This is a genomic window from Blautia sp. 1033sp1_1033st1_G9_1033SCRN_220408 (assembly GCF_040929965.1).
Taxonomy (GTDB): Bacteria; Bacillota; Clostridia; order Lachnospirales; family Lachnospiraceae; genus Blautia_A; species Blautia_A ammoniilytica.
On the sequence record NZ_JBFKZO010000027.1, the window covers coordinates 1 to 14471 of the forward strand.

Consider the following 14471-nt stretch of genomic DNA (forward strand, 5'->3'; position numbering starts at 1 on the left):
AAAAGGACTAAGGATCCGCAAGGGTCTTATCGGGAGATAGCGGCTTTGTCCGGGGTGACTGTTTTAAAGACAGGAAGGTCGTGACTTTAGTCGTGAGAGGCTTCACGCAACAGGCTTGTTGATGCTGGTATCACTTTAGCTGTGTGGGTATTGAGCATAGACATGATGTTTACTGCGAGGTGAAACTCAGGTAGTGAGAGGAATTGTAGGAGAAATTTAACAGCAGCAGCGGGCGGAGAGAAATCGGTATTTCCCTGCTGTCACGAGATCAAGCACTGTCGGTATCAGGCCGACTTGCCAGACTCCATAAAATACCGACTGTGCATTGAAACAATTAGAACCTTGAAAATTTTATAAAGAAAGGAGATTTCGCATATGAAATCAAAAAAGCTTTTCAAAAAAGCAGTGTCTTTGTGTATGGCTGCATTGGTTTCAGTTTCGACCGTATTTCCTGTGTATGCAGCGGATATGAATGAAACAGTGCCAGCAGCTGGAACAGATGAGTCTCAGGAACAGACGGAGGGTAGCGGGACAGATGTTCAGGAAACATCGGTGGATGGTGTTGAAAAACTCGTTTCCGAAACCGGGAATGATTCTGACGGGGAAGCAGAATTGTATGCAGTCTGCCTCCCTAAAACTGATTCTATACAGTATTCTTATGATGAGTCCCACTTAGATACAGCGCTTTCAGAACAGCTGTCTATGCATGTCCTTGTATATGAGGAAAATGAGAATGTCGAAATGAACGTTAAATCTGATAAAGATTTCTTTATCGTAGATGCTTATTCAGGAGAAACATTCCTTTCCTCGGAAGAAACGAAAGATGGAAGGATATCTTTTATCATGCCAGCAAAGGATCTTATGCTTGAGATGGAAGAAGAACTTGCTCCGACTGGAGAGACTGAGTCAAAAGAGCTCTCTGTTACCGAAACGGATGGTGAAACAGAAACAGCTGCAGAAACAGAAACAGCTGCAGAGACAGAAACTGCTACAGAGACAGAAACAGCTGCAGAAACAGAAACAGCTGCAGAAACAGAAACTGCTACAGAGACAGAAACAGCGGCAGAGACAGAAACAGCTGCAGAGACAGAAACAGCGGCAGAGACAGAAACAGCGGCAGAAACAGAAACAGCGGCAGAGACAGAAATAAGTGATGCCAAATCAGAAGCTGAACCGGATGAAGAACTTGAAATCAATGATGATGGAACAATCAGCTTACCAAAAGATGTTGTGGAATCAGCTGCGATACCTCCTGTAAAACAAAGAGAAGATTTTACTGGAACCGTTCCGGATACAAATGAAACGGAATTTGACGGCAATGAGTATACAGTGTATAAGGGAGACAGCTCTTTTAATCCCTATGACCTGAATGCAGGTTATGACCCTGCTGTATTTAATGTATCTCTGGATAATGGGGATGCATTTGATATAGATACAGTTGGCGATTACAAACTTCAGTATACCGTAACCAGTATTGCTTCATCCGTATACTCATGGAAAGTAAATGTTACGGTACATGTAGTTGAGGATCCTAAAGAAACAGGACTTCGCATTCACGTTGGAACAGCTAACCTTACTGCCGGGACAGCAGTTTATGGAAAAGATGCGATGGCAGATGCAGAAAGCTTCACGGTAAAGTCTATTTATAAAGACAAAATTGATCTGGCGTTTGTTTTTGCCAAAGATGGAAAAATGATCGACGGATCAGGCCTTTATAAAATCGAAGCAGATGGAAACCATGCAGCAGTCTCTCTTTTATCTGATTTTTCCGATGCATCCTATACTGTGACTATCACAGATAAAGAACAGGAAAAATTCGATCAGAAAAAAGGAAAAACTGCTGGAGGATGGCTGGAAAGCCTTGATATTGAAAGTATCGACGGAACTGTAGTGACGTTGAAAGACGGAACCTCTTTCGATATGTCTGAAAGAGAACAGCGTTTTGCTGCTGAGAAATACCAGCAGGATCAGCTTAACACAGTATCTGAAAGCTGCGTCGGAACGGATCTGTGTGCTTCAGGAACAACGACACAAAGGGCCGCACGTGCAGCGGCAGCTGATACTAAAGTGAAAAGTAAGTCATTCATAGCAACAGCAACTGCATATTCCAAAGCAACAAATTATAATCCACCCGGTGTCGGGTATAACGGATATTGGGTTACCATGAGTGCATCCAACTGGGAAAGTTTAAAAAAATGGCTGAAAGGGTTAGACCTGGGCAATGAATCATTTATTGAAAAAGAGGTAGACCAGCTTGCAAATTATGCTTATACCACTAGCTGTGGAAACCATACTCTTTTGGCTCTTCCAAGTTCTGTTTACTCACTGGTTGCAACTGCAGACGTTTATAAGCAGGCAAATGGAAGGTATTACCTGAAGATCACTTATCCAGGTTTTGGCGGGGGTTCCGGATATCAGTTCCTTGGTGGTTCCAATGTGACTTATGTATTGCCCACATCCCCGGATGAAACATATGGTTCTCTGCAAATTAGTAAAATTTCTGATGCAGGCAGTGCAATACAGGCTTCCAGGGTCCAAGTCAATACAACTTTCCAGATAGCTTCCGATAAGGAGTTTAAACATATACTGAGGACTTGCCGGATTAGTTCAGACAGTTACCTCGCTGCGATCCCACAGATTAAGATCGATATGAATGGAAAAGATACGATGACCGTTTATGTCCGGGAAAAGGGAAGGTGCCCTGGCCATGCAACAAATGGGAAAGTATACAAAGTGACTTTGAAAAAGAATACCATTGTTCAGCTGCCAGCCTCTCCGGTTGTGAACCATATGAAGTATGGCCGTCCTGTGATCAAGAAACTTGGAGATAATGGGGAAGCCCTTCAGGGAGCAATCTTTAAAGTGGAATATTCTGCAGGCTCCAACTGGGCACCTGAAGGTGTATGGTTCCTGAAATCCGATGAAAATGGAAATGCAACATTTGATTCCGATCATCTTGTCCAGAACTTTGAAGGTCAGGAGAGCTCTGAATTCTGGTGTAAAAAAGACAGCGATGTTCCTGTTCTGCCTGTTGGTTATATTAAGGTCACCGAAGTAAAGGCACCTGACAATTATGAAGTTGATCCAACACCTCAGTACCGTACAATTGATGACAATGCAGATGCGGTTGTTGAATTTGCCCTTGAACCTATGGTTTTCACTAACAAATGGAATCAGGGACGTATCCAGATAGAAAAGGTTGATGCCGACAGCATGAGTACAACCCCGAATGGATCCAGAGAGTATTATTCCATGAAAGGGGCTGAATATACTATTTTTTCAGACAGTGCATGCACAGCAGGAATTGAAGCCTTAACGATTGGAGAAGACGGTCTTTCTAATGTTTCCCAGTATCTGGATGTAGGAACTTATTACATCAAGGAAACAGTGCTTCCTGACTGTGGGAATTATGAGTATGATGGGACTGTTTATCCGGTGGAAATCTCAGCTGCCAATGTGAGCAGGACGCCTATCAAAGTTGTGGTTAAAGAAGTGCCTGTGAAAGGTTCTCTCGATATCCATAAGAAACTGGATCCGGAAGAACCTGATGCAATCAAACAGAACCGTGATCTGACTCAGATCAGATTTTCTTTGACCTATAAATCCAATATGGCTATAACAATTCAGGATATTCAACCTGATAAAGACGGAAATGTTCATGTAGATGGATTGTATTATGGCACTTGGATTTTACAAGAAACACAAGGAATTAAATATCACCAGCCAATGGATCCGGTTGAGATTCTGATCAGTGACCAGAACAGGACTGTTGAGTATGAGGTGGAAAATTACCTGTATCATGATACACTGATTATTCAGAAAAAAGATCTTGATACAGGAGCTATTATCACTAGATCTGGATGTACTTTCCAGATCAGAAATGAAGTCGGTGAACTTGTTTCGCTGAAGGTTCAGGGCGATGTAGATAAAACGACAACCTTTATTACAAGTGAAAAGGGAGAGGTCTTTTTTGACGAAAAGATTCCAGCTGGCAAATACACCTTGGTGGAACTTATTCCCCCAGAAGGATACGAGCTGGCAGATCCGGTTGATTTTGAAGTCACCGGAAAAGAGAAGGATGCAACTGCAACCATTACCATGAGTGATAAACGTGTCACTACTGTAATCAGCATTGAGAAGAAAGACTCTGCAAGTGAAAATAAGGCCGGAAAAGGCTTTACCTTTGACATCATTGCGGATGAGAACATCACCGATGCAACAGGCACCACCTATAAAGGATTTGAGGCAGGTGCTGTCGTGGATACTATCGCCACTGGTGAGGACGGTATCGCAAAATCTAATGTTGGTCTGTATCCTGGCAGATACCATGTTGAGGAAACTGGTGTTGCCGACAACTATAACAATGATGCCAGGGAGGTTGCTTTCGAGGTAGTCGAGAAGAAGACAGACGGAGGCTGGACTGCAGAAGTTAAAGACTTCGATAACGGCCTGATTTCTGTCGAGGACAGTCCGGTTATGAGACCAATCCAGGTTACAAAGACCGATGCAGACAGTCAGAATGCTGCAGGCGCAGATTTTACTTTCAGCATTGTTGCAGATAAGGTTGTTGATGGCAGTGGAAACGTGTATAAGGGCTTTGAGCATGGAACTGTGGTTGACACGATTACAACGGATGGAAGGGGAATCGCCGCTTCCAAGGATCTGTATTGTGGAACTTACATTGTCAAGGAAACCGTAAGGAAACAGAATTATGTGCTATCCACAAAAGAGTATCCGGTAACAGTATCCGACAAGGATAAGACTACGGAAGCTGTAAAGGTATCCATCAGTGACCAGCCCCTTAAGAAAAAGATCCAGGTTACAAAGATCGATAAGGTGACCGGGAACCACTGTGGTGCAGGATTTAAGTTCCAGATCACGGCAGCAGAGGATATCCTGGACGGTACCGGAAATGTCTATGAAGGCTATAAGGCAGGGGATGTAGTTGATACCATTACGACAGGCGCGGACGGCATAGCCGTTTCCAAGGAACTGTACATGGGCAGCTACGTGATCCAGGAAATTGAGGTATCTGCTGATGGCGGCATGGCCATCAACGAGACAAAATATCCGTTCATGCTGAAAGATGAGAAAGCAGATGGAAAACTTCCGGAGATCAAGGACACTGATGAAATAATGGTTGTCCAGATTACGGATATCGCAGATGCACCGACTACCCTGAAGATCCGGAAGATCGATTCCCTCCAGGACAAGGATGGAAACCCGACCGTTGGAAAAGATGGACAGCCTGTAGAAGGGACAGAAGCAAAGCCACTGGAAGGCATCACTTTCCGTGTAAAGGCCAAAGACGCAGAAGATTCAGATGATCAGCTGTATACTACGGATAAGGACGGAAACATTAAGGTGGATTACCTGAAAAAAGATACCACCTATACGATCCAGGAAACGAAGACCATTCCGGGGTATAACCTGAATGAAGAAATCTATGAGTTTACGGTTGATGAAAAAGGCCTGATCAATGGTTCTGATACTTATGCAGTTACGATTTCCAACCAGCCGAATGAGGTCCATATCTCTAAGACTGACATTACAAATGGAAAAGAACTGCCAGGTGCTCAGATGCAGCTGACCGACATGGATGGAAATGTCCTGTACTCCTGGACTTCCGGTGAGAAACCATATGTCATTTATGGACTGCCTGATGGACAGTACCGCCTGGTTGAGAAAGCAGCCCCGGCTGTAAAGGATGAGCAGGGAAACCTGGTCATTAAAACGACTGATGAAAAAGGTAACGAGATCCATCAGTATGAAGTTGCTGCTTCCGTAACACAGGGAACACTGCCGGCAGATGAAAAGGAAAAAGCCAATGTGGAAAGACTGAATTCCCAGGGCATCTTTACCATCAAGGATTCCCTTGTGGTACAGAAAGTGACCATGAAGGACTGCCCATACAGATGGGTGGACGTGTCCAAGAAAGCCATTACAGGTGACGAGGAACTCCCAGGGTGTACCCTTACGGTGCGTGATGCACAGGGAGATGTTGTAGATACCTGGGTTTCTACAACGGAAACACACCGGATCCAGCTCCACAGTGGTGTTTATACACTGACGGAGGAAAAGCCGGTCGATGGCTATGTAACTGCAGATACGATCAAGTTCGAAGTAAAACAGACCAGTGATACTGATTATGGGATCCAGACCGTGGCCATGCGTGATGAAGTCACTAAGGTCACAATCTCCAAAAAGGACATCACCAATAATGAAGAACTGCCAGGGGCACATCTGGTTATCAAGAATGAAAAAGGGGATGTGGTAGATGAGTGGACTTCTACAGAAGAGACCCATTATATCGAAAAACTCCCAATCGGAAAATATACCCTGACGGAGACCACAGCGCCGGATGGCTATGAAACTGCAGAAACCATCCACTTTGAGATCAAGGATACTCCGGAGATCCAGCATTTTGAAATGTTTGATTCTCCGTACCGCCCGGTTGAGGTATCCAAAAAAGACCTCACCAATAAGGAAGAACTTCCAGGGGCGAAACTTGAGATCCGGGATACAGACGACAAGGTTGTTGACTCCTGGACATCTGCCAGTGAAGCACATAAGGTAAATCTTCCTCATGGTAAGTACACCCTGATTGAGACAAAGCCTGCGGACGGTTTTACAACAGCCGAATCCATCCGCTTTGAAGTACTGGAGAGAAACACCAAGGAAGATGGTGGTGTGGAAATACAGCATGTAGAGATGGAGGACGATGTAACAAAAGTTCAGATCAGCAAACAGGATGTTACCACCAAGAAGGAACTTCCTGGTGCAAAGCTCCAGATCAAGGATAAGTCCGGAAAGGTCATCGAGGAGTGGACTTCCACGGATCAAGTGCATTACATCGAAAAACTTCCAATTGGGGAATATATCCTGGTTGAGACTACCGCACCAAACGGTTACGATGTAGCGGAAAGTGTAGCATTCAAGGTACTTGACACCAATGAGATCCAGCATGTGATCATGTATGACTCACCAAGTGTAACACCTGGAAACGGAACAAATGTCCCAAGGACCGGCGACATTGACCGGACTATCCCGATTGCTGCAGGCATCGTAGTTGTTGTACTGACTGTGGTTGGAATCTTCCTTCTCAAGAAGAAAAAATAAATAACCGTAGCAGGGGCAGTGGAAACTGCCTCTGTTTTTTTATTGCCAAAAACCAACAGAAAAGGTATACTTAATTTGTTCTTATAGAAATCAACCCGGGGGTGAAATAAAAGACATATATTAAATAAAAAGAACAATGAGGGAGGAATTTCAATGAAGAAGTTAAAACACATGTTGTGCACCATGATAGCTCTAGTCCTTATCCTGACGACCATTACGTTGAGCCCGGTTCACGCAGAGACTGATGGAGAGACAATTATAACGGTTCCCATCACCGTGCAGGAAGAGTATACGCTGGCTGATGATTTTTTTAAACTGCTAAACCAAAAGAGGGCAGAAGCCGGGAAATATGAATATATACTTGATGATAGACTCATGGATGTAGCTATGGAGAGGGCAGCTCAATGTTGTATTTACTTTTCGCACCTTTCTTTAACCTACAATAGAGAACAATATGGCGCCTTGTCTGGAACTTATATTGACAACTATGGAGATTATCCGAATACTACATTTATGCAAGAGGACATAGCAGAAGGTCTTGCCGATGCCCAGAGCACCTATACGGTCTGGTACAATTCAAACGGGCATCGTCCTCTATTAACTGACACGAGCAATTACAGATACTGCGGAGTCGGTGTTGTTACCTACCACGGGAAAAGGGAGTGGGTTTTTGTGGTATCCAACACACAAGTTGGAAATCCCATAAGCCAGGTGTCGGGTTCCGAGACAAAGACCCGGGATATTCGAACAAAGATTAAATATCTTGCAGGTGGCACAATCTATCGGAGAGGACTTAATATAAAGGGTACTACACCATTTGAGTTCGCAGATTACAGCGGGAATGGAAACTCCGGGTATTCAACAGCTGATTTCCCTAACTTGTTCACGTATAGGAATAATACACCGGATATCATTGATGTAGATGCCCAAGGAATAATTACAACGAAAGCTGCCGGGGTAGGATCTTTTACGGTTTTTTACAAGGGTGCAACTGAACTTTGTACGGTAAATGTAAATATATCTTTGTTATATGAAGAAATGATTGCTCTTACTCCTACACCAATCCCAACACAGGCACCGAAGCCCACGGAAACTCCGGCACCTACCCAGTCACCCAAGCCGACGGTGAAGCCAACCCAGCCGCCGAAGCAGCCAGAGGCACCGGTTTCCCGCAGCTTTACAGTTAAAGTAAAGAATGTAACCTACAACGGAAAGGCACAAAAACCTGCAGTTACTGTGTATGCCGGAAATGAAAGGCTTTCCCCAGATTGTTATACTGTAAATTATAAGAATAATAAGAATGTAGGTTACGGTACAGTAGAAGTAAACGGTAAGGGGAGATATTCCAAATATTCCGGGACAGTTAAGTTTAAGATTAACTTTAAGAAACCGTCCCTTTCTTCTGCCAAATCCACAAAGAAAAAGACGCTTACCGCATCCTGGAAGAAGACCGGCGGAAACAGTGGCTGGCAGGTGCAGTACTGTACAAATAAGAAGTTCCGTTCCGGGGCACGGACAGTTAATTTAAAAGCAGGAAAGACCAAAACCACCATTAGGAAGCTGAAGAGCAGGAAGACTTATTATATCCGCATCAGAGGCTGTAAGAACGTGAACGGCAAGATGATGTACTCTGGATGGAGTAATGTCAAAAAGGTAAAGATCAAATAGCAAACAAGGTTCTTCACACTAATGAGATCCAGCATGTGATCATGTATGACTCACCAAGTGTAACACCTGGAAACGGAACAAATGTCCCAAGGACCGGCGACATTGACCGGACTATCCCGATTGCTGCAGGCATCGTAGTTGTTGTACTGACTGTGGCTGGAATCTTCCTTCTCAAGAAGAAAAAATAAATAACCGTAGCAGGGGCAGTGGAAACTGCCTCTGTTTTTCATTGCCAAAAATCAACTTTTAAATGCCAACTTTTAAAGCTGCAAGAGTTGACCGCCTCTAAGGGAATGGACTTTTCTATTAAAAATAAAAATTATAATTCCAGAATAATAGTTGATACTAAAGGCCATATAAGTTCTTAAAATAGTGATCTCTAGTGTAATTTTAGTCACTTTAGATTCAATTATGGGAGAATTTTTCTGAAAAGGACGGTTTTAGAGAGATAAAAAAATTATATTTATAAAAGTTGATATTTTAGAAGAGTAGCCTAATCTTTGAACTTTCTCATAAGTACCATTTTTATCAATACTATGTATTTTTAAGGTAATATTTCCAGAAAATATTCTATTTATCACAGAGTGTCATGTTTTATCCGGAGCCCGAGCCAGTTATGAAGGTGATTAATTCATGATCTGGGCTCCGGGTCCTATTTTTGGAGTGAAAATTTTTAAAATGTCATATAAGACATAATTATATTTTAATTATGCCATATTTGACATAATAAGTGTTCTGTTATGTCAGAAGATCATTTTCTATAAAAATAGATATGCCAGTATTGACATAATAAGAAAAACATTATGTCATATAAGGCATAATTTAGATTAAAAAATGTCATAAACGGACCAATATTTTTTTTGTAATAACATCTTTTAATTTGAATAAATGCCATAAACGGCATAATTACTTTATACTGTTGCCTACAGTAAAAAATAATTTTATAAACAATTGAATCCGTTGCGGTTGCCGCCGTAAAAGAGTAAAAATAAAGGATAAATGAGAACGGCGGCAGGTTTTCCGCCGCCCTATTTTGGGGTAAAAGGTTAATTCTTCAGTAATGTGCGGCGGGAGGAATTGTTTTGGAGAAAACGGATTCCATAAGAACAGTTCGAATCCTGCTGCCTTTACAAATAACAATGGATTCTTAGGATTAGAACTACAGTGAAAGCGTTTTGAAAGTATCACAGACCAAGCATCAAAATATACCCATATCTTTTAAAACGGATGTTTTTTAGGAAGTTGCGAAGGTGAGAAACTGAAAATATTGCGATAATAGGTGGTTTTGATGCGATATAGATAGGTTTTGAAGTAAAAAATATGAGTATAGGTAGATGGTGGATATTTACAGGAAGCACGTCTGTTCTTAAAAATCCGTTCATTTTATCATAAAATCAATTCCCAGGAAGAGATCAATAATACATGGTATATGAAACTGTTGAAAACGATGGATTGGGAAGAAACATGACGTCATCGACAAAAAATAGGAGATTAAGATCATTCAAAAGGTATATTTCTGCTTATTCAGAGCAATCGCTTGCTTACAGCACTCCTCCAGAGCCTTATTGCTATACTTCTTTGTTTTACACCTATACCGTGGAAGATTACATCGGATGGCTCGGAGGTTTTGACAGAAATATTATGTTAACTGGATGCGGATATGACTATAACGAGGAAGGAAGCATTGTTAAACACAGGTTCATGGATTATTCTGGAACACCGCTGTTCAGCGGGATTAATTACCTCTCTGGAACAGAAACCGACTTGTCCATGGATACAGCGGCAGAGGAATGAAGCCACCATTGTTTGTACCTGGAAATGGCAGCCTATTCTGTATTCTGATGCAGGGTAGGCTGCTGTATAAACTTGGCTTTTTTTGTATAAAAGTAGTCAGAAAATTCTTAATGTGTTATAATTCTATATACAATGTGAGATATTAAAAATAAAACTAAAAAACTTGTGATAAAATAATGAGGTGAGTAATGGCTTGCATAATATCGCCAATAATTAAAGTAACAGAGATGTGCAATTTTGACTGCGCTTTCTGCCGGTACGCGAACCATAAACAAAATACCGGAATTATTAATGTTGACACAGTAAAAAAGATATTAAGGGAATCAGCGGAAATTAATGCGGATACGAACCCAAAAGTAAAAGTACTTTTTCATGGGGGAGAACCATTGTTATGGGGAATTGAGCGCTTTTACGAAATCTATGAATATGAGAAAGAACTTTCGGATAAAACAGGTGTCAAATTTGCTAACAGCATTCAGACAAATGCGTTACTGATTGATGATGCATGGATCAGTTTTTTTAAAGAATCCCATATTGGCATTGGGATAAGCTTGGATGGGCCGATTGGCGTAAATGCACATTTTTCCCAGGATGAAAGCCTGTCGTTCCAAAAAACGATTGTCGTATTAAATAAACTGAAAAAACAAAAAGTGCCATTTGGAATATTAAGTGTTATTACAAATAGGCATATTGAGGCTGGAGCTGAAAGTTTTTATGCTTTTTTGGTGAGCAACAACATTAAAAACTGTGGGTTATGTTACTGTTATAACCCAGATGATGGATGTTCTGTAGATTCAGAAAAACTTGTTTATTACTTATCTGATCTTTTCGACTTGTATTTTGACGGTGAAGCAAGGATCAATATCAGGGAATTTAATGAGGCTATTACAGCAATATTGATAGGAAAACACAGATGCTGCAGCCATCATCAAAGGGAACGTTGTGGATATTATCTGACATTTTTGCCTTCAGGGGATGCTTTTTTCTGTGATCCGTATAATTTGCGGAAAGAAAATTGTTTAGGTAATATTTCGGAACAGAGTATTTCAGACATGGTATCATGCAGTAAACATCAGGATTTGTCTAATATGATACAGAATCAGGTTAAGGATTATTGCTACAAGTGTCCTGTAAAGGATATCTGCGGGTATGGATGCCCACGGACAGACCGGGATAATGGTATAAATTATTTTTGCCCGGCAAATCAAATTTTGTATACACATATTGCAAATACAATAAAAGACAGGAGGAAGATTATATGAGTAACGGAATGAAGATCATTGCAGAAATATTGGAAGACCCACACGGCCACAGCCATGACTGTTCAGAGGATTCTTACAATGATTGTGACTGGAATGATGATTGGAATGACGACTGGAACGACGACTGGAATGATGATTGGAACGATTATTAATTATTGAAGTACTACTTATGGAGGGATGAGTTATGAGAAGAAGAATAGTAGCATTATTAATGTCGGCTGCTTTGGTTTGTCAGCCCCTGCCAGTTCAGGCAGAAGAGTTTTTCAGTCAGGAAGAGATTGAAAGCGTTTCTGAAACAGACATTCCAGAAACCACGGAGCAGGAAGCAGAGCCGGAAGACAGTTCAGAACTGGAGTTTGAGGGAACAGAAGAACTTAAAGAAGCGGAAGTTAATATTGAAGATACTGGAGAACCGGAATTCTCAGATGGATCAGAACCTGAAGTATCTGATGATGGATGGGAGAGTGGAGAAAGCTTATCAGGAAGTAATGAAAACAATATTCCTTCGGATGCCTTATATTATAATGGACATTATTATGCTGTGTTTAATTTACATTCTGGATGGGAAGAAGCAAAAGCGTACTGTGAATCATTAGGCGGGTATCTTGCCACAATTACAAGCCAGGAAGAAAATGATGCTGTGTTTGAATATATGACAGATCAGGGATATGACAGTGCATATTTTGGATATACGGATGAAGAAACAGAAGGAACCTGGAAATGGGTAAATGGTGAAAAATCAGATTACACAAACTGGAATCCTGGGGAACCTAACGACGAAAATTCTAAAGAAGATTATGCTATGTTCTATTATAAGTATCCAGAAGGAACCTGGAATGATGGAGATTTTGGAGGATCAACCGTAGGAAATGACAGGGCGTTTATTTGTGAATGGGGTGATTACACAAAAGAAGAACAGCCTAAATATGCATTAAGGCCAGAACAGGTATGGGGATTTAAACAGAGGCAGGTTTCTGATCTGACAGGAACTTTAAATCTCGGGTATTATACGAAATTTTTTAGTCCGGCTCATGCTGTAATTCTGCTCCTGGCAGATAACGGATCCGGTGGTTATTGTTCCGGAATGGCAACCTCAGTAAATGCAATATCCGGATATGGCTGTGTACCGGTATCGTCGTTCCGGGTTACAAACCTAAGTGATATTACAAATCCAAAAACAACATCCTCTGTTACCTGGAAGTCGGCAGCAGATTATATAAAATATGCCCATGTATACCAGAATAAGTCATCTGTGCAGAAAGAAGCCAGAAAGCATAACGGAGATCTTAATGGATTGTATAATGCTGTGAAAAATTCTGTTTCTGGAAATGGAGATTATGTAGAAATCAGAATACGTGGAGATTACGCAGGTGAAATAAGTGCCGGGCACTGCCTGTTAGCAATGGGAATTGCAAAAGATACTGACAGTGAAACGGAAATTCTGGTTTACGATGGTAATTTTTCTTCTGATTTAAAGAAATTCTACCTGTACAAGCAAAACGGGCAGGTTACTTCCTGGAAATATGACCAGCGCGCGGAAGGATTTGTAGATTGGGGAACGGGAAAACCGAATAATCAGATCACTTATACGATATCCGGAAAAGATTTCAAAAAGGATGTGACTTCCATTTTAGATAGCGTAAATATTGATATGTATAAATATCTGATTTCCGTAGAAAATAAGAATGCCTCAGTTAGAACATCTAATGGAAGCCAGTCTTTAAAAGGATCTGTAACAGGAGACATTATCCCTCTGCAGACATACAATGGAACCTCAGATTCTGATGCGAATGTATACTGGATTGAAACGGAAGGGGAAATCAGTGTCCAGAACAATGCCTATGATAACTCTATTGAAGTCGCCGGGAATAATAAGACTGTTTCAGCTGATATTCCTGTAAACAGTTCAGTATCCATGAATCTGAATAATCAAAATGTGAAAGCTGACGTTACCGGCCTTTCCTCAGGCAAAAGTTTTTCTGTAACGCTGACACAGTATTCTGACAGTGCTGTTTCGACAGCGGCAATTGTGAGCGGAATAGCGAATACGGGAACTGTGAACATACAGAAAGAAAATGGAAATAAGGTTGATGTAAAAGGTGCAAGCCAGGCAGAGGTACAGTTTCAGAAAGAAGATGGTTCTACTACCACAAAAGTAAAAGTGGATCTTGGAGGCAAACCATCTCAGATAGAGCAGAATTCAAGCAAGACAACTGTCAAACAGGATACCAATGGTGATGGAATATATGATAAAACAGTTTATGATTCCAGCAAAGTAAACAAAAAAGTATCAGCCCCGAAGCTGGGGAAAGTATCAGCTGGGCATAACTTTTTAAAAATCAGCTGGGGAAAAGTTTCAAAGGCGAATGGATACCAGGTATACCGGAAAAAAATGGGGGAAAATGGAAATCCGTAAAATATGTCTCTGGTACTTCTTACACAGACAAAAAGGTAAAAGCTGGTAATACTTATACTTATACCGTAAAAGCATACCAAACTGTAAATGGTAAAAAAATATTCAGCAGCTATAATAAGAAGGGCATTTCTGGAAAATTAACTACAGCCGTTTCCCTGAAAACGAAATCAAAAAAAGTAGCCGTAAGCTGGAAAAAGACAACTGGGGCAGCA

General features: G+C 41.4%; 7 protein-coding genes. All 7 read left to right on the forward strand.

The window, feature by feature from the left end:
* Positions 1 to 375: 375 nt before the first annotated feature.
* Positions 376 to 7119, forward strand: a complete 6744-nt coding sequence (locus tag AB5916_RS15375; protein WP_368191658.1) for a collagen binding domain-containing protein — start codon at positions 376 to 378, stop codon at positions 7117 to 7119.
* A 153-nt stretch (positions 7120 to 7272) separates the two neighbouring features.
* Positions 7273 to 8787, forward strand: a complete 1515-nt coding sequence (locus AB5916_RS15380) for a CAP domain-containing protein (protein ID WP_368191659.1) — start codon at positions 7273 to 7275, stop codon at positions 8785 to 8787.
* A gap of 41 nt (positions 8788 to 8828) precedes the next feature.
* Entirely contained in the window at positions 8829 to 8975 is a 147-nt protein-coding gene (locus tag AB5916_RS15385) for an LPXTG cell wall anchor domain-containing protein (protein ID WP_368191697.1), read from the forward strand.
* Positions 8976 to 10209: 1234 nt separating this feature from the next.
* On the forward strand, positions 10210 to 10581 hold the full coding sequence (locus AB5916_RS15390) for a hypothetical protein (RefSeq protein ID WP_368191660.1): 372 nt from the start codon (positions 10210 to 10212) through the stop codon (positions 10579 to 10581).
* A 188-nt stretch (positions 10582 to 10769) separates the two neighbouring features.
* Complete coding sequence (locus tag AB5916_RS15395; RefSeq protein ID WP_368191661.1) at positions 10770 to 11843, forward strand: radical SAM protein; 1074 nt, start codon at positions 10770 to 10772, stop codon at positions 11841 to 11843.
* Positions 11840 to 11995 carry a hypothetical protein gene (locus tag AB5916_RS15400; protein ID WP_368191662.1) on the forward strand — a complete coding sequence of 52 codons (156 nt, stop codon included), beginning with the start codon at positions 11840 to 11842 and terminating at the stop codon, positions 11993 to 11995. Before AB5916_RS15395 ends, AB5916_RS15400 begins: the two co-directional genes overlap by 4 nt.
* Positions 11996 to 12027: 32 nt before the next feature.
* Positions 12028 to 14259, forward strand: a complete 2232-nt coding sequence (locus tag AB5916_RS15405; protein WP_368191663.1) for a C-type lectin domain-containing protein — start codon at positions 12028 to 12030, stop codon at positions 14257 to 14259.
* The last annotated feature ends 212 nt before the right edge of the window (positions 14260 to 14471 follow it).

What these genes read in the sequence shown, in the direction of transcription:
- AB5916_RS15375 (WP_368191658.1), top strand. Translation starts at nt 376, where the DNA reads ATGAAATCAAAAAAGCTTTTCAAAAAAGCAGTGTCTTTGTGTATGGCT.
- AB5916_RS15380 (WP_368191659.1), top strand. Translation starts at nt 7,273, where the DNA reads ATGAAGAAGTTAAAACACATGTTGTGCACCATGATAGCTCTAGTCCTT.
- AB5916_RS15385 (WP_368191697.1), top strand. Translation starts at nt 8,829, where the DNA reads ATGTATGACTCACCAAGTGTAACACCTGGAAACGGAACAAATGTCCCA.
- AB5916_RS15390 (WP_368191660.1), top strand. Translation starts at nt 10,210, where the DNA reads ATGGTATATGAAACTGTTGAAAACGATGGATTGGGAAGAAACATGACG.
- AB5916_RS15395 (WP_368191661.1), top strand. Translation starts at nt 10,770, where the DNA reads ATGGCTTGCATAATATCGCCAATAATTAAAGTAACAGAGATGTGCAAT.
- AB5916_RS15400 (WP_368191662.1), top strand. Translation starts at nt 11,840, where the DNA reads ATGAGTAACGGAATGAAGATCATTGCAGAAATATTGGAAGACCCACAC.
- AB5916_RS15405 (WP_368191663.1), top strand. Translation starts at nt 12,028, where the DNA reads ATGAGAAGAAGAATAGTAGCATTATTAATGTCGGCTGCTTTGGTTTGT.